Source organism: Paenibacillus caseinilyticus (genome assembly GCF_027533645.1).
GTDB classification, from domain to species: Bacteria; Bacillota; Bacilli; order Paenibacillales; family NBRC-103111; genus Paenibacillus_G; species Paenibacillus_G caseinilyticus.
Genome location: NZ_JAQAGY010000004.1, coordinates 286,884 through 304,727, shown reverse-complemented (window position 1 = coordinate 304,727; position 17,844 = coordinate 286,884). Strand labels below are relative to the sequence as shown.

The window sequence follows — 17,844 nt, the reverse complement described above, 5'->3', positions numbered from 1 at the left end:
TAGTCGAGAAAGGCGGGATACGGCATGGAGGAGCTCAAACAAAGGTTTGCGGAGGCGGACCCGCGGTTCGGTCCCGTTCCCTTCTGGTGGTGGAGCGGCGAGACGGTCACGGAGGAGAGGATCATCTGGCAGATGGACAAATTCCGCCGGGGCGGTCTGCGCAACATCGGGATCATCAATCTGGCGCCGACCGGTCCGCAGTATGGGTGCGCCGCCGACAGCCCCCCTTATGCCAGCGAGGCATGGTGGCAGTTGTTCGGTACGGTGCTTCGCGAAGCGAAGAGGCTCGGGATGTTCGTCTGGTTCTATGACCAGATCGGCTTCTCGGGCGCCAATATGCTCGCGCGGATCGTGGCCGAGAAGCCGGACTATGCGGGCTACCAGCTGCGGAGAGCAGGCAGCGGGGAGACGCTGCCGGAAGGCTCGCTGGTGCTGCACGAGGAGGCCGGAACGGTCTACGCGGCAGTGCGGCAGGGCTTTAACTGGCTGGACCCCGAAGCCTCCGCCGAGCTGCGGATCCGTGTGCACGGCGAGATGGAGCGGCGCTACGGGGAGGAGCTGGGGCGCACCATCGCAGGCAGCTTCCAGGATGAGCTGCCGCCGCTTCCCTTGTGGACGCCGAGGCTCGAGACCTTGTACCGGGAGCGGTTCGGCACCGGTCTGGCTCCGCTGTTGCCGGCTCTGTTCGACCCCGTGCCGGGCTGCGAGGCGATCCGGAGGAGGGTGTACCGGCTGGCGGCCGAGCTCGCGGAGCAGTCGTGGTTCTTTCCGCTGGGAGAGTGGCACCGGCGCCACGGCCTGCTGATCGGCTGCGATCAGGCGGGGCCGGCCCGACGGGGCGATCCGAACGGCGCACAGCGGCTGTACCTGGATTACTTCCGCACGCACCGCTGGTACAATGCGCCCGGCTCCGATATGGACGGGGAGATCAAGCCCCACGCTTCCATGGTCCATCTGCACGGAGGCTCGCGGGTATGGCTCGAAGGGTTCCATACCAGCGGCTGGGGCGGAACGCTGGAGGAGACGATGCACTGGCTGATTCCCTGGCTCCAGGCCGGGGCGACGCTGTACAGCCCCCACTCCGTGTATTACAGTACCCGGGGCGGCTGGTGGGAATGGGCGCCGCCGGATTCGGGCTGGCGCCAGCCGTATTTCGAGCACTATGCGATCTTCGCCGATACGGTCAGCCGCGTATGCTCGCTGCTAAGCGAAGGGACGCATGTATGCGACATCGCCGTGCATTATCCCTCTTATGCGGTAAACGGGCAGCTCTCCCTGAGTGACGGGGGTACCCTGGAGCATCCCATGGCGGTCGCCAACCGGGAGCCCAATGAGAGGGTATCGCACATCCAGCGCATATACCGGGAGCTGGCGTCCGGCTGGAACCGCAGGGATCAGGCACAGCCGGGCATGCTGCGCCGGAATCACCTGGATTTTGATATCGCCGACGATTCCGCCTTGGCCAAGGGAGTTCCGGACGGCAGCCGGCTGCGGATCGCGGATGAAGCCTTCACCGTGCTCCTGCTGTGCGGCACCACGGAGATGGACGATGAAGCCCTTACCCATGTCACAGCTTGGATCAGGCGAGGAGGACTTGTGGTCGGTGTCGGCGTTCCGCCAGAGGAACAAACGCTGGCGGGTGCCCGGTATGTGGACAGTGCGGAAGAGGCGGTTGCGCTTATAGGCCCATGGCTGCCCCGCAGGGTAGAGGGCCCGGGGGCGTCGCTGCACCGCCGGACAGCGGATGCCGATATCTTCCTGCTGCTGCCCGAGGATGGTGAGCTGCTCGGCATGCACGAGCCGGCAAGGGAGGACCGCCCGGGTCCGGGGAAGGCCCGGTACCGGCTGCATACGGAACGCAGCCCCGAGCTGTGGGATCCGGTGACGGGCCGTTCGGAGCCGCTGCCGTACCGGCGGGTAGACGGCTGGATCGAAGTGGAGCTCGCATTCGATGCCTGGCCGGCTGCGCTGGTCGTCTGCGGGGATCAGGCGGCGGCTGCCCAGCTGGAGGTACAACAAGGACCGGCAGCGGAGGATAGAGCCTCTGGGGAACATGCGGAGCAGGAAAGCATCGCTCCTTATGGATTGTTGGCCGCATCCCTTGAGGTGCCGGCCATGCGGCCTGTGTCGCAGCCTGTGTCGCAGCCGGGAACCGGCGTTCATGTGGCGAATTCGACAGAGGCAGTCTCCAAACCGCTAGTCCTCCGCGTGGAGGACTGGCAGGTGAACGCCGTACCGATGCTGGAGAATCGGTATGGCGACTTTGATCTGCACGGAGCGGAGCGGGAGCTGCTGCCGGTCGAGCGCAGGAGGGTCCGCTTCAGGACGGAAGCTCCCGGCGAAGAAGCCGGGAACTGGCAGGAACCTGGATTGGACGACTCCGGATGGACCGAGCGGCTGTGGAGCGAGGCTGCCTACTTCCGGGTGTGCATAGGCGAATACTTCGTGGAGAACGAGTCTGTGCCGGCGGTGTACAGCCGGGTCTTCGGCGACCTCTCGGTCCGTCCCTGGGCCGGTAGGATGGGTAGGGTGCCGCGCCGGTTCCTGAACTTGGGCCGGGCGGAGCAGGTCTGGGCGAGAACCTATGTGGTCGCGCCGAAGTCAGGGATCTACTGGATCCGGGTGGAGAGCAATACAGACTTGTCCGGCACGGTGAACGGCGAGGCCATCCCATGGCAGGGCGGACCGGAGGAACAGACGGCCCACGTGCAGCTGAGGGAAGGGGACAACGAACTGCTGCTCTGTGCGACTCCTCTAGGCAAGGGGGCGATGCGGGCTTCGGTGGAGGTCAGCGCGGAGGCTCGTCCTTCTCTTCCCAAATGGCTGTACAGCCTGCATCCCCATCCGGGGTCCCGGCTGACCCAAAGGCTGCCTGCCCTGTCCGGACAGCCGCCGCAGCGAGTCCGGTTGGTCTTCGCGGCACGCGGGCGCGCAGCGCTGCTCGTTAACGGCGTGAAGGTCACCGAACACGGTGACTATAACCCGTATATCCGGCAAGGGCAGGAGGAAGTCGACGTGACGCCCCTGTGGCGAAGCGGAGAGAACGACATCACCCTGGAGCTGCCGGAAGGCAAAGGCGAAGTGTTCGTAGACGGCGTAGTGGAATGGGCCGGCGGCGAGGCGCTGCCCTTCTGCACGGGGACCGATTGGCGGGATGAAAGCGGCGGGGAACCCGGCATTTATCATTCGTCGGTATTGCAGTACGCCGAGACGGAGTCCCTCTGGCTCACGCCAAGGCCGCACCCGCTGCCGGATGTCGGATGGCTGATGCCGGAGCACGTGCCGCAGCCTGCGCCGCTTCCCCTAGTGGCAGGTCCCGAGGAGATCGGGCGGCCGGTATGGCTGCGTTATCCACTGCCGGCAGGCGCACACAGCATGAAGCTCGATTGCGAAGGTGAGATGCGCATATGGGTGGACGGAATCGAAGCCGAGGTGTCGGATGGACTTGTGCGGTTCCCTGTACAGCGGGCGGGCGCAGTGGCTGCCATCCGGATCCTCCCGTCCGGATCGAACACCCAAGCCGCCGTGCTGCGGTCCCCGATCCGCTTCGAGACCGCCCCGGTGCCCGGCGGGCTCGGAGATTGGAGGAGCGTGCTCCAGCTGCCCCATCACAGCGGAGCCGTCGATTATGAGACGGTGGTGGAAGCCCCGGCGGAGTTATCGGCAGGGCTGATCGATCTGGGCCATGTCAGAGGCACAGCCGAAGTATGGCTGGACGGCCGTCCGCTCGGCGTGCGGCTCTGGAAGCCTTACCGCTTCAAGCTGGAGGAGCCGCTGACCGCCGGCAGGCATGAGCTACGCATCCGCGTGGCAAGTACACTGGGCCCGCATTATGAGATTGGCCGGCCTACGCTGCTTACCGGAGGCAGTCCGGAGATGACTTACTGGAGCAAAGGCAGGACGGAGGAAGAAGCCTGGCAGCCTTGGTTTGCTTCTGCCGGACTGTACGGCCCGGTGACCGTGACGCAGCAGGATGAAGCATGACATGGTGCAGCGGTGGATTGAGGAATTCTATAGCTTCAAGAGACGATGAACTTATAAAGCTGATGGGATAAATGTGATCCGCCATAGGAAGCAACAGCGGCCGCTAGGGAGCGGCCGCTGTTTGGTTTGTACATCATCAGAGAGGAGGAGGGGAAGAAGTTGCGCGGAGATGATTACACACATTCAGGAGGCTGAAGGAGGAGATGGAGGCGAAGATCATAGGGGAAAGGAGAGGGAGGAGGCAGAGGCGTTTGTGGAAGTGGGTCTGGGGAGGGGGCAAGTAGGAGGGAAAGTAAGGGGAGAGAGGGGGAGAACGGAAAAGATCGAGATGGTGGAGAGGCGGAAGGGAGCGCAGGGGAAAGGAAGGAAAGGCCGCCGCTCCGAGAAGAGCTCGGGCGGCCGCGCTTACCGGTTTCATACCACGCTGCGAAACCGGTAAGCGCCGGACCCGAGCTTCAGAACCGCACAGCCGGCTTCCCAGCCGTGAACTCCGATCCCCCTGGCACCGGGAAGTGCGCTGCCGCTCTCCTTGACCGCATCCATCGATGAGGCCGGAAGCCGGAGCTCGGCGGTACAGTTCACAGGGATATCCGCTTCGAGAACGAGTCCGCCGTCTTGAAGCCTCTCCCAAGCGACGCGAACGGTTCCGCACGGCAGCCGGTGGGAAGCCCGGACATAGGTCACCCCTTCCGGGAATGCCGGCTGGAGCTCGAGCGCAAACCTTTCGGTCTCGGGGTCGAACCGATAGCTGATCCCGGCCAGGCCCGCATAGAACCATTCTTCGATGTGGCCCAGCATGAAGTGGTTCTGCGATTTGCCGACGGTAGGTCCGTCCCAGGCTTCGGTGAGCGTGGTGGCCCCGTGCTTGATCTGATAGGCATAGCCGGGATGCTCCGACTGGCGGGCCATCCCGTACACCAGGTCCGAATGGCCGGACTGCATCAAAGCGTGCAGCACATAGCGGTGTCCCACATCGCCAGCCGTGGTCCGCAGTCCTTGAAGGCGGATCACTTCTATGAGACCGGCCAGCAGCCTGGGCTTGTGCTCCTCTGCAGCAAGGCCCAGAACCAGCGGCATCGCGTATGAGGTTTGGCTGCCTCCCGCATACCTGCACTCCTGCGGATCGAAGAATGCCTGCTGGAACGCCAGCTTGATTCTGCCGCACAGACTCCTGTAGCAGGATGCATCTTCATGATGCCCGAGCAGCTGCGCGATCCCGGCGAATACTTCGGTCATGTGATAATACATCGCCGTTTCGGTCAAGGCCACGGGTGTGTTCTGTGTAAATCCCGGGCCGCCCGGTCCCGCGTCATACCAGTCGCCGAGACCGTAATCGACCAGATGCTCTTTCGCCTTCCCGCTCACATAATCGACATAAGCTTTCATTCCCGCGAAATGCTCCTCGAGAATCCGGCGTCTGCCGTATAGGGTCAGCAGATTCCACCCGGTGAGCACATAAGCCGCCCCCCACGATACGGAGTCGCGGAAGACCTCCCAGGGCTCGGGAAAGACGACATATTCGGGTGCGGTGGTCGGTACCATACCGCTGGGCAGCTGGGCGTCCCGGATGTCTTCCATGGTTTTGGCGAGCAGCCTCTCGATATCATGATTAAGGGCGGCCGAAGGCCCCATCAGGTGCACCTGCTCCAGCCAGCCCAGCTTCTCGCGGTGCGGGCAGTCGGTGAAGATGCTCTTGGTATTGCTGAGTATGGCCATGTTGATCATGTCATGCGTCCGGTTCAGAAGGGCATCCGAGCATTCGAAGCTTCCCGCGGTCCCCATCCCGGGATAGATCATGCAGCCCTCGAGCTCAAGCAGTTCGGCAGCCGCTCCGTTAGCGTGTTCAGCAGTATCGGCAGCGGAAGCATCTGAACCCCAGGACGGTACTGCGCCTTCCACCTGCACATAGCGGAAGCCGTAATAGGTGAACCGGGGGGACCAGATCTCCTCGCCTTCCCCGCGCAGTGTATAGTGGAACCGGTAAGGGGAGCCGGTCCACTTCTGATTCACCGTGCCATCCTCCCGCAGCAGCTCGCCGGGGGAGATCGTGATGCGCGTTCCGGCAGCCCCCCGTACCTTGATGCGGACCCAGCCGGACATATTCTGCCCGAGATCGGCGACATAGACGCCGGGGGTCGGCTGAGAGTAATCGGCCGGGCGATAGGTACGGCGGACCTGGAGCGGCGGCGCCGCCTGCGCCCGCAGCTTCCCGGCCGGCGGCTCTACCTGCGGGGCGGAGGTCCAGCTGCCGTCTTCGGCATACCCGGCCCTGTCCCAGCCGTGCCGCTCCAGCCGGGCATCGTAATCCTCTCCGCCATAGATGCAGGAGAAGGTAATGGGGCCTGCGGCGGTCCGCCAGCCGTCTCCGCTCACTACGGTCACCCTAGAACCGTCGGTGAGCTCCGCTTCCAGCTGCAGCAGGCATTTCGGACGGCCGAAAGAGCCTTTGTACTTCGTGTACCGGCCTCCCGTCACATGGTAGAATCCATTGCCGAGCAGCACCCCTGCGGCATTGACGCCCTCCTTCAGGTACGCTGTGACATCATAGACGGAATAGAGGCACGTCCGGTGATAGTTGGTCCAGCCCGGCTCGAGCACCCGGTCGCCGACCTTGCGTCCATTCAGCCGCAGCTCATAATGGCCAAGGCCGCAGAGATAGACTCTGGCGGACTTCACAGGGTGGCCGAGCTTGAACTCGGTGCGGTACAGCGGCAGTGCGGTGGATGCTGCCTCGTCTCCAGGAGGAACGCCGGCGTTGCCGCCGGCCTGCACACCCATCCAGGCCGCCAGCCAATCGCTGGGATTCATCAGCGCCGTCTCGAACCAGGAGACCTCGCTGGTGCACATCTCCCCGGCCGCTTCTCGCACTTCGACGCGCCAATAATACCGGGTGCGTGACTTCAGCGGCCGTCCGTCATAGGGTACATGCGAAGAGTTCGCACTCGCTACGAACCCGCTGTCCCACATCGTGCCGGCTCCGCTGCGGGCCTCCCGCTCGTTCTCTGCCACCACGATCCGGTAAGCGGCCTGCAGGCGCCCGCGTTCCTGCTCCTCCGCGAAGCTCCACCGGAAAGCAGGCGCACTCACGTCAATCGCGAGCTGCGTCTCCTGCGACTCCACATCCATGCGGTCGATTCTCACCGGATCACCCTCCTTGCACCGGGCAGTCCCGGCCGATCGGCTGCGAAGCGGCAACCGAGATTGTACGGAATTCGCGGCCGTAATTGACGGTCGGATCGCCCGGACGGGTGGGCCTGCACGAGCAGTAAAAATGGTACAGCACTCCATCGTGCGTGATGACGGAGGGCTTATGGGCGAAGATGGAATCGACACTGCCTTCCTCACCGACCCGGAGAATCGGTTCCGGATGCTTGGTCCAGTGGAGCAGGTCCGGTGACAGTGCGATGCCCTCCTGGGCTTTGCGGTAATCGTAGCCGAAGTAGTACATGATCCAGCCCGCATCATCCTGAAGTACACACGGGTCGCTGACGAACCTGCTGTCCCAGGCGTCCGGCGTAACCTGCAGGACCGGATTCTCCTCATGCCTCTCCCAGTGGATGAGATCGGTGGAGAAAGCGACACCGGTTTGCTCCAGCCAGCGGCCTTTCGTTTTGTTCTTGGCATTATAGAACAGGTAGAAGCGGTCTTGGTGCTCGATCAGGCATTCCTTGTACAGTCCGCCGCGCTCCCAGTCCGCCCCGTCCTCGGGCGTCAGGATCGGTTCCGGGCACCGGTGCCACTCCAGCAGATGCTCATCCTCCGTCCAGGCAAGACCGATCTTCGCCGAGCCCGTCTCATAGCCATACTCGGGATAGGCATGGTAGACGAGCCAGTATTTGTTCTTCCACTTTTTGAGGAGGGGAGGGGCGTCTATGCGGTTCTCCTTGAGAATCCAGGTGCCGGCCACATTCTTGGCATCCCAGCGTTCCCCTTCGCTTCTCGGCAGAATGACAGCGAGGTGCTTCCAATCCAGCAGATTGTCACTGCGAGCCAGAGCCGTCTGGTACCCTGTCCCGTCGAAGCCCACATACATCATATAAAAGGCGCCGTTATGCTGGAAAACAAAAGGGCAGTCAACGGCATCTCTGTCAAAACGGTCCGGATGGCCGGAGCCGACCAATACGGGTTCATCCAGCTTGAACGGGGTCAAATAAGGTTCGATCGTCACGAAACACACTCCTCGGTTCTCTGCGTCAGCCGGCGCTCCCGGCCAGGGACGACGGCTGCTATCAGATTACTATCCGGGCGGAGGTCACTGTGGGGGTGGAAGGAATCCGAACTATAGGGTGATCGCACCGTGAAGCCCCGGCCTCATTGACTTCCCCCCGGGAGCGGGCGTAGGATGGGGGCAAATCTGCAAGAGGGACAGGTGAACAGCCTACGATGACGATTGAAAAAGCAGCCTTATACGGATTCCGTACGGCCGGCAGCATCTTGGCCGGACGCCATGCGCTGGAGCAGCTTCCCGAGAAGGTTCGCGAGGTGGGGCAATTCCGCCGGGCGGCGGTCATCGCCCAGCCGTCGATCCTCGCTCAGGGGACGGTCGACCGCGTGATGACCGGCCTGCGGGAGGTGGGGATCCCTTCGTTCTGCACGACGGAGGTACAACCGGAACCCACAGCAGAGAATATCCGCGAAGTGTTCGGGCGGATCTCTGCCGAGAGACCGGACCTGATGATCGGGATCGGGGGAGGCAGCGTGCTGGATGCCGCCAAGCTCTTCTCCGTCCTGCTCACCGATCCGGTGGAGGTCGAGACGCTGATCGGCATCGACCGGGTAGCCCGGCCGGGGCTGCCCACGGTGCTCATCCCGACTACGTCAGGCACCGGGTCGGAAGTGACCCCGAATGCTATTGTTACCCTGCCGGAGCAGGAGCTCAAGGTCGGGATTATTTCCCGGCACCTGCTGCCGGCGCTGGTCATTCTCGACCCGGTGCTGACGATCTCTCTGCCGCCGCACATTACGGCGGCTACAGGAATGGATGCGTTCACCCACGCATTCGAATCGCTGATCTCGAACAAAGCGAACCCGCTCAGCGACATGTTCGCCATGGAGTCGATGCGCCTCATCGCCGGAAGCCTGCTGCAGGCATACCGTGACGGCGGGGATCTGGATGCCCGGGAGAACATGCTCCTCGGCTCCATGTACGGCGGAATGGCCCTGACCGCTGCCGGGACGGCGGCCGTTCATGCGCTGGCTTATCCGCTCGGCGGCAAGTTCGGCATCCCTCACGGGGTGGCGAACTCGATGCTGCTGCCCCATGTCACGGCCTATAACCGCGATGCCATAGGGGCCCGCCTGCTCCTGGCGGCGCAGGCTATGGGGCTGTCCGGGCCGCAGATGACGGAGGAGGAGGCCGGAGACCGGGTGATCGGCACCCTGCTGGAGTGGACCCGGGAGCTCGGGATCCCGCAGAGTCTGCGAACCTACGGAGTAAGTGAAGAGGATGTCGAAGCCCTGACTACGGCGGCGCTCCAGGTCACGAGGCTGCTCGCCAACAACCCGAAGGCGGTGGATGCCGAAGCGGTATCCGGGCTGTATCGCAAGCTTCTGCCTTAACACCCGAAGAGAAGAGGGGGGAGACTGGTGAAAACCGTTGTGATTGCCGATGATTTGACCGGCGCCTGCGACACCGGGGTGCAGTTCGCGGGGCTGGGGCTGAACGTGTCCTTATGGCTTGACCCGAATGGAGATGCACATCCTGACGCCGGTCACGAAGTGATTGTGCTCGACACGGACAGCCGTGCTTCCGATCCCGCGGAAGCCTACCGGCGTACGGCCGCCGCCGCCCGCTTCGCGAAGGGACTGGGAGCGGACTGCGTCTACAAGAAACTCGACTCCACCCTGCGCGGCAACCTCGGAGCAGAACTGGATGCGGTGTACGATGAGCTGCAGCCTGACTTTGTCCTGGCGGCCCCAGCTTATCCTAAGATGGGCCGAACCGTGAAGGAAGGGCGGCTGTACGTACACGGAATCCCGCTGCACGAGACGGAATTCGCCCGTGATCCGCGGACGCCGGTAAGAAGCTCGGTGATCGCGGATATTCTTCGCGGCCAGACGCAGCGGGACAGCGGGCTGGTACCGGCGGCGCTCTGGCGGGACGGGGGAGGAGAAGCAGAGAGCCTGCTGCGCAGCTTCGCGAGGCGCGGGATCCGCTATCTGATCGCAGATGCCGAGGAGGATGGGGACCTGGCCCGCATGGCGGAAGTATTGTCCCGCCTGCCGTATGCCATCGTATGGGCAGGATCCGCCGGCCTGGCAGGCGAGCTGCCGATCCGCCGGCCGGAGAGCAGGGGGGGCTTCGAGCTCCCGGCTGCCGACGGACCGGTGCTGGCCGTGGTGGGAAGCGTCCATCCGAGCGCGCGCCGGCAGCTGGCCCTGCTGCTTGAGCGGGAGGATGTACGCGGCATCCCGCTCGTCTCCTCCCGGCTCCTGTTTCCTGGAAGGGAGAGGGAGGAGCAGGTGGCCTCAGCAGCCGGGCAGGCTGCGCGGATTCTGGGTGAGGGGCACCACGCGGTGCTGTTCTCGGCCGCAGACCCGGAAGAGATCCGGCGTACCCAGGAAGCGGGCCGGTGCGGAGGCATGGACGACCGGGCCGCAGGCGCAGCGATAGCAGAGGCGATCGGGGAGGCCGCTGCCCGTGTGGCGGGACTTGTACGTGTCGGCAGGCTCATCCTCACCGGAGGGGATACGGCAAGACACGTCTCCACAAGTCTCGGCGCATCGGAGATTCAACTGCTGGGGGAAGTGGAGAGCGGCGTACCGATTGGCCTGCTCCGAACCGGGCATCCGCTGACCGTGGTCACCAAAGCGGGCGGTTTCGGAACGGACGGGGTGCTGGTGCGTGCGCTGGAGTATGGGAGAGGAGAGAGAAGGAATTTATGAAACCGCTTATCGGCATTACCATGGGAGACGCTGCAGGCGTGGGGCCGGAGATTATCGTGAAGGCGCTTGCTCAGTCGGAGGTGTATGACAAGTGCCGGCCATTCGTCATCGGTGATCCTGCTCAATTAGAGCGTGCTGTCCGCACTACGGGTGCTGCCGTATCCATTCGTCCTTGTGCCGGACCAGAAGAGGGAAGGTATGAGAAGGGGATGGTCGATTGTACGGATCAGCGGCTGCTGCCGACGGACCTGCCCATGGGGGTCCTATCCGCTGAAGCGGGGCACGCCGCTTACCTCATGTTGAAGCAGGCTGTGGAATGGGCTGCGGAGCGCCGGATCGACGCGATATGCACCGCCCCGCTGAACAAGGAGGCACTGCATAGGGGCGGGCATCTGTATCCCGGGCATACGGAAATCCTCGCTGCTTTGACCGGTTCCGAGGATTATTCGATGATGCTGTCTTCACCGAGGCTGAAGGTGATCCATTTGACTACTCATGTCGGCCTCATCAGGGCCATCTCGATGATTGATGGAGAACGGACCTATAAGGTCATCAAGCTTGCGCACGATACTCTGGTGAGGGCAGGAGTCAGCCGTCCCCGGATCGCGGTCTGCGGCATTAACCCGCATGCCGGCGAGAACGGCTTGTTCGGCTGCGGTGAAGAGGAGGAGAAGCTGCTTCCGGGAATCCGTCAGGCACAGAGCGAGGGAATCGAAGCAATGGGTCCCTATCCGGCGGACACCGTGTTCTACCGTGCGGTGCGCGGGGATTTTGATATCGTGGTTGCCTGCTACCATGACCAGGGCCATATTCCGATCAAGGTTCTTGGTCTCGAAGAGGGCGTCAACATCACTGTCGGCTTGAAGGGCGGGGTGATCCGCACTTCGGTCGACCATGGTACGGCCTTCGACATAGCCGGCACGGGCCGGGCGGATGAGCGGAGTCTGCTCGAAGCCATACGCGCTGCCACGGAGCTGGCGCCCCGCAGCTTTTGATACGGATTCCGTTAGAGAAACTTACCAGTCTAAGAACGAACCAACCAACCCAAAGGAGAGAACCCCATGATGCTGAACCCTGCCGGTATCATTCCGGCTATGATCACGCCATTCGACCGCGAGCAGCGGTTGGATGAAGATGCTCTTCGCACGCTTGTACGGCGGCTTGCCGCCTCCGGCGTGCACGGCCTGTTCGGGCTCGGCACGAACGGCGAATTCTTCTCCCTGACCGAAGGGGAGAAGCTGCGTACGGCCGAGATCATCATGGAGGAGGCCGGAGGCAAGCTTCCGGTCTACATCGGCGCGGGCTGCGCCTCAATGCATGAGACCATCCGGCTCGCCAGACATCTGGAGCGTCTGGGAGTAGACGCGCTGACGGTGATCACCCCTTACTTCCTGGCGTACACGCAGCAGGAACTCATCGGGCACTTCCGCGCGGTGGCCGATGCCACAAGCCTGCCCATCCTTCTTTACAATATCCCGGCGCGGACGGGCAATGCACTATCGCCGAAGACGGTGGGAGAGCTGAGCCGGATCCCGAATATCATCGGGATCAAAGACAGCAGCGGGAGCTTCGATACCATCCTGCAGTATCTGGAGTATGCAGGAGCGGAGTTTGCGGTGCTGGCCGGTACGGATTCGCTCATTCTGCCGACGCTCCTGGCCGGCGGCCAGGGAGCTGTCGCGGCAACCGCGAACGTGTTCCCGGAGACCGTGCTCTCGATCTACGAGCTGTGGAAGATGGGCCTGCCCCTGGAGGCGGAGGAGCAGCAGCGCAAGCTGCGCGCGCTGCGGAGCGCCTTCGCGCTAGGAACGCTGCCTTCGGTTCTGAAGGAAGCGATGAACCGGATCGGGCTGCCCGCCGGCCTGCCGCGTCTGCCGGTTCAGCCGCTGGGAGAAGCGGCCCGCGCGGAGCTGTCCGCCGTCATGGACCGTTATCTGGCGGATGGCATGCAGCCGCTCAGGAAGTAAAGCTCACCAGAGGAAGATGGCCCGCTGCCATCATCTCAAACCATACCGCCAAGGAGGATCACCGCCCATGCCTTTTCAAGCCAACGACCGCATCGTATTCATCGGTGACAGCATCACCGACAAAGGAAGAAAGAAGGACCCTCTGAAGCTCGGCAGCGGCTATGTCCGGCTGCTCCGCGACTACCTGATCTCGAGCTATCCGCAGCTATCGCTGAAGGTGATCAATGAAGGCGTATCCGGCAACCGGGTGACCGATCTTGAGAAGCGCTGGACCCTCGATGTGCTCGACCACCAGCCTCATTGGGTATCGATCTCCATCGGCATCAATGATGTATGGCGGCAGCTCGATTCACCCGATGTGGAGCAGGTGTACCCTGAGAGGTACGAGGAAATATACGCCAGGCTGCTCGAACGGGTAAGGGGGATTCCGGACTGCCGCCCGATCCTGATGGAGCCGACGGTGATCAAGGAATATCCGGATTCCACCGGCAACCGGCTGCTGCAGCCCTACGTGGAAGCCGTCCATCGGCTGGCGGACCGGTTCGACGCCATCCTCGTCCCGACGCACCGGGCTTTCATTGACTATCTCCGCTGCGAGACGGGGCACGATCTCACTACCGACGGCGTCCATATGAACCCGCTCGGCGACATGCTCATGGCGTCAACTTGGCTGAAGGCGGTTACGGGTGCAGGCGGCCGCCTATAATCATGGCCTGTTCAGCCTATAACCGGGGTGGTGTATTCCTGTAAACTGAACACAGTCACACCGCCCCCTCCATAGAGGCCGCCATTCCCTTATGCCGAGTCGTAAGTAATGGCTTCTGCGGAGGAGGACGAAGTGCTTATAGTGAACGATACAGGGGAGTGAATCCATGAGAATCTTCGGGCTTCGTACGGAATACGCCGAGAACCCGCTCGGCCTTGATACCCCATCCCCACGCTTCAGCTGGCAGCTGGAATCCGGAAGGAATCACGATGTGCAGAGGGCTTACCAGGTGCTCGTAGCAAGCCAGCCCGGACTGCTGCGCGAAGGGGCGGCCGACCTGTGGGACAGCGGCCGGGTGGAATCCGGCCATTCCGCTCATGTGATCTACCAGGGGGCGTCGCTCGAGTCAAGGCGGCACTATTATTGGAAGGTCCGGGTGTGGGACGGCGAAGGAGAGGCTTCCGGCTGGAGCCGGAGCGCCCATTGGTCGACAGGCTTCCTGAACGGCGAGTCTTGGACGGCAGGCTGGATTGGCAGAAAGCAGCCTGAGATGGAAGATGCGGCAGCGCACACGCTTCCTCCGGTGCCTTACCTGCGCAGGGCGTTCCGCGTACAAGGGCCGGTCCGCCGGGCGATGCTGTATGCCACAGCCCTTGGCGTGTATGAAGTCCACCTGAACGGGGAACGGATTGGAAGCGATTACCTGTCCCCCGGCTGGACGGATTATCATACACGGGTCCAGTACCAGGCTTACGATGTCACGGAGCACCTTACCCCAGGGGAGGCTGTCCTGGGAGCGCTGCTCGGCACCGGATGGTACGCCGGTCATGTCGGCATGTTCGGAGCGCACCGGTACGGGACCAACCCTTACCTGCTCCTGGAGCTGCATGTCGAGCTCGAGGACGGTTCGCGTCAGGTGGTGACGACAGACGGCTCCTGGAAGGTATCCACCGGAGGGATTTTGTACTCGGATCTGCTCAAGGGCGAAGCTTACGATGCGCGACTCGAGCCTGCAGGGTGGAAGCTGCCCGGGTATGATGACGGAGACTGGGACGTTCCCGCTGTGCTGGAGCGTTATCCGGGAGCCCTGACCGCTCAGGTCGATCCGCCGGTCCGCGTCATGGGCGAGCTGCTGCCCGTCAGCATGAAGAAGACCGCCAGAGGCACTTACTTATACGACATGGGTCAGAACATGGTCGGCTGGGTACAGCTCCGGCTCGAGGAGAGCAGGGAGGGCCAGGAAGTGACCGTGGGCTGTGCCGAAATGCTCAATGAAGACGGATCGCTGTATACGACCAATCTACGGGAAGCGGTGCAGGAAGAGCGGTACATCCTGCAAGGGGACGGTTCGTGCGAGCTGGAGCCGCATTTTACATTCCACGGCTTCCGGTATGTCGAGGTATCGGGTCTCACCGCCTCTCCTACGCTGCATACGGTCGTCGGCAGGGTGGTGCACTCGGCGGTACCGGATACGGGCAGCCTGGAGACATCCGACCCGAGGCTTAACAAGCTGCTGGCGAACATCCGGTGGGGGCAGCGGGGCAACTTCCTCAGCGTGCCGACGGACTGCCCGCAGCGCGACGAGCGTCTCGGCTGGACGGGCGATGCCCAGATCTTCGCCAGAACGGCCAGCTACCAGATGGATGTGGCGCGCTTTTTCCACAAATACATGCTCGATGTGATCGATGCGCGTCTGCCCTCCGGAGCCTTCCCCGACGTGGCGCCGGATGCCGGGTGGGAGGCGTTCAAGCACGCCAGCCAGGAGCTGAACTGGCATGCGCCGGACAACGGAGGCTGGGGTGACGCGGGTGTGATCATCCCTTGGACCGTATACCAGATGTATGGCGATCAGTGCATACTCGAAGCTTGCCTTCCGGCCATGATGCAGTGGGTGGACTATTTGGAGCGGCATTCGCCGGGCCTGATCCGACCCGGCTACTCGAATTACGGCGACTGGCTCTCGATCGGGGCGGACACGCCGAAGGATGTGCTCGATACGGCCTATTTTGCCTACAGCACGGCATTGACGGCGAAGAGTGCCGGCGTGCTGGGGCGGGACGAGGAGCAGCGGAAATACAGCGGGCTGTTCCAGCGCATCCGGCAGGCCTTCCTAGACGCTTTTGTGAGCGAGGACGGCCGGATCCTAGGCGGGACGCAGACCGTCTATGCGGTGGCGCTGCAGATGAACCTGTTGGAGGGGGAGCTTCGCACGAAGGCAGCAGGACACCTGGCGGCAGACGTCAAGGCACACGGAAACCGTCTGACGACAGGCTTCCTGGGCGTCGGGTACCTGCTTCCCGCACTTTCCGGGAACGGCCACGAAGACACCGCCTATGCGCTGCTTACACAGGAAGCATTCCCTTCCTGGCTCTATTCCGTCAAGCACGGCGCCACGACGATCTGGGAGCGCTGGGACGCATGGACGGAGAGCGGGGGCTTTCAGAATCCCGGTATGAATTCGTTCAACCATTATTCGCTCGGATCGGTCGGGGAATGGATGTACGCGAATCTTCTGGGGCTCCGGCCCGCCGAAGCGCATCCGGGCTTCAAGCAGTTTGAGATCCGGCCGCTGCCGGGCGGGGGGCTCACCTACGCCAAGGGTGAATTCCAGTCCGTCTACGGCACGATCCGGATCGGATGGAAGCTGGAGCGGTCCCTGTTTACCCTGCAGGTGGAGATTCCGGTCAATACGGCGGCGGACATCTATCTGCCGGGCATCGCGCTTCCTGACGAAGGGGCAGAGGGGGAAGGCGCCCGGTTCATCGCATCCGGCGTTGAAGGTACCGTTTATAAGGCAGGCTCGGGCAGCTACACCTTCGTGTCCAGGCTGACTACGCCAGGCGGTGCCGCCCACGCGGAGCTGCAGGCCGGTTCAGCAGGCGAGGAGATCGGCGCTTGACTTGAAGCGAGGTAACGTGGATAGCCGCTGACTTGGCGTCTGTCCACACAATGAAGGAGGAGCAAACGTATGACCTATGAAGTTCAGCCTACGGCCGGGGACAGCGAATGGTTCACGCAGGACCGGTTCGGGCTTTTTATCCATTGGGGATTGTATTCGCTCGGCGCCCGGCACGAATGGCTGCAATCAAGAGAGAAGTCGAGCACGGAAGTCTATGGGGCCAAATATTTCAATCGGTTCGATCCCGATCTCTACGATCCCGAGCTCTGGGCGCAGCTCGCTCAGGAGGCGGGTATGACCTACTTCGTAGCGACGACGAAGCACCATGAGGGGTTCTGCCTGTGGGACAGCAAGCTGACCGGCTTCAAGGCGACGAATACGCCGGCACGCCGGGATGTGCTGCGCCCGATGGTCGATGCCTTCCGTGGCAGAGGGATGAAGACCGGCTTCTACTATTCCTTGCTGGACTGGAACCACCCGGATTATACGGTGGATCCCAAGCACCCGCTGCGCACCGATGCCCGGTTCATCGAAGAGAGCGGCACGAAGGACTTCTCCCGGTACCGGGACTACCTGTACGGCCAGACGGAAGAGCTGCTGACGCAGTTCGGCAAGGTAGATCTGCTGTTCTATGACTTCTCCTTCCCGGGAGAGGGCGACCTGGCAGGCAAGGGCAAGGAGGACTGGGGCAGCGAGGCGCTCGTCCGCCGGATCCGCGAGCTGCAGCCGCATATTCTGCTCAATGACCGGCTGCAGGTCGGCGGCGATATTACGACCCCGGAGCAGTACATTCCGAAGGCCTGGGTGCAGGTGAACGGGAAGAGGGTCGTCTGGGAAACATGCCATACATTCAGCGGTTCCTGGGGCTATCACCGTGAGGAGTCTTCCTGGAAAAGCGTCGAGATGCTCGTCAAAATGCTGATCGATGTCGTCGCCAAGGGCGGCAATCTGCTCCTGAACGTGGGGCCGACCGGCCGCGGAGAGTTCGACGAACGGGCGGTCGACCGCCTGAAGGGCATCGGCGTGTGGATGCGCCGTCATAACCGGTCCATCTACGGGTGCACGCAGGCCCCCGAGTCGTTCCCCTGTCCTCCGGACTGCCGGCTGACGTACAATCCGCAGCTGAACCGGATGTATCTGCACGTCTACAGCTGGCCGTTCCGCAATATTCATCTGCCGGGCTTCGCCGGCAAGGTGGAGTATGCCCAGCTGCTCCACGATGCTTCGGAGATCCGCATGAAGGAAGGCTTCGTCCCAAGCGGCATCGAAGAAGGCGCCTTCCGCGAAGGCCGGGATGAGACGACGCTGACGCTGTCCATTCCCGTGAAGCAGCCGGACGTCGCCGTACCTGTAATTGAGCTGTTCTTAAAATGAGGACGCCAACGGTTCAGCACCGGATGGCG

Annotated in this window: 11 protein-coding genes; 9 read left to right on the top strand and 2 right to left on the bottom strand. The window is 62.9% G+C overall.

Annotated features, from left to right (window positions below; all coding sequences use genetic code 11):
* The first annotated feature begins 24 nt into the window (after positions 1–24).
* The gene (locus O9H32_RS08695) at positions 25–3,984 is read left to right on the top strand and encodes a hypothetical protein (protein ID WP_269865603.1); all 3,960 of its coding nucleotides are present in this window, start codon (positions 25–27) and stop codon (positions 3,982–3,984) included.
* A 121-nt stretch (positions 3,985–4,105) separates the two neighbouring features.
* Entirely contained in the window at positions 4,106–4,423 is a 318-nt protein-coding gene (locus tag O9H32_RS08690) for a hypothetical protein (protein ID WP_269865601.1), read from the top strand.
* On the opposite strand, the gene O9H32_RS08685 is transcribed toward O9H32_RS08690, so the two are convergent.
* Entirely contained in the window at positions 4,399–7,125 is a 2,727-nt protein-coding gene (locus O9H32_RS08685; protein ID WP_269865600.1) for a family 78 glycoside hydrolase catalytic domain, read from the bottom strand. The genes O9H32_RS08690 and O9H32_RS08685 overlap by 25 nt on opposite strands.
* A 4-nt stretch (positions 7,126–7,129) precedes the next feature.
* Complete coding sequence (locus tag O9H32_RS08680; protein ID WP_269865598.1) at positions 7,130–8,152, bottom strand: glycoside hydrolase family protein; 1,023 nt, start codon at positions 8,150–8,152, stop codon at positions 7,130–7,132.
* A gap of 215 nt (positions 8,153–8,367) precedes the next feature.
* On the opposite strand from O9H32_RS08680, the gene O9H32_RS08675 reads away from it, so the two are divergent.
* From O9H32_RS08675 to O9H32_RS08645, 7 genes are all read left to right on the top strand, one after another.
* Complete coding sequence (locus O9H32_RS08675) at positions 8,368–9,543, top strand: iron-containing alcohol dehydrogenase (protein WP_269865597.1); 1,176 nt, start codon at positions 8,368–8,370, stop codon at positions 9,541–9,543.
* A gap of 27 nt (positions 9,544–9,570) precedes the next feature.
* Positions 9,571–10,869 carry a four-carbon acid sugar kinase family protein gene (locus tag O9H32_RS08670; RefSeq protein WP_269865596.1) on the top strand — a complete coding sequence of 433 codons (1,299 nt, stop codon included), beginning with the start codon at positions 9,571–9,573 and terminating at the stop codon, positions 10,867–10,869.
* Positions 10,866–11,864 (top strand): 4-hydroxythreonine-4-phosphate dehydrogenase PdxA, encoded by a 999-nt coding sequence (gene pdxA, locus O9H32_RS08665; protein WP_269865595.1) that lies wholly within the window; start codon positions 10,866–10,868, stop codon positions 11,862–11,864. The genes O9H32_RS08670 and pdxA overlap by 4 nt, the downstream gene beginning before the upstream one ends.
* 66 nt (positions 11,865–11,930) lie before the next feature.
* Positions 11,931–12,836, top strand: coding sequence for a 4-hydroxy-tetrahydrodipicolinate synthase (gene dapA / locus O9H32_RS08660; RefSeq protein ID WP_269865594.1), 906 nt, complete (start codon positions 11,931–11,933; stop codon positions 12,834–12,836).
* A gap of 67 nt (positions 12,837–12,903) precedes the next feature.
* Entirely contained in the window at positions 12,904–13,542 is a 639-nt protein-coding gene (locus tag O9H32_RS08655) for an SGNH/GDSL hydrolase family protein (RefSeq protein WP_269865593.1), read from the top strand.
* A 166-nt stretch (positions 13,543–13,708) separates the two neighbouring features.
* Positions 13,709–16,441 (top strand): glycoside hydrolase family 78 protein, encoded by a 2,733-nt coding sequence (locus tag O9H32_RS08650; RefSeq protein ID WP_269865592.1) that lies wholly within the window; start codon positions 13,709–13,711, stop codon positions 16,439–16,441.
* Between the two features lie 69 nt (positions 16,442–16,510).
* Complete coding sequence (locus O9H32_RS08645; protein WP_269865591.1) at positions 16,511–17,815, top strand: alpha-L-fucosidase; 1,305 nt, start codon at positions 16,511–16,513, stop codon at positions 17,813–17,815.
* The last annotated feature ends 29 nt before the right edge of the window (positions 17,816–17,844 follow it).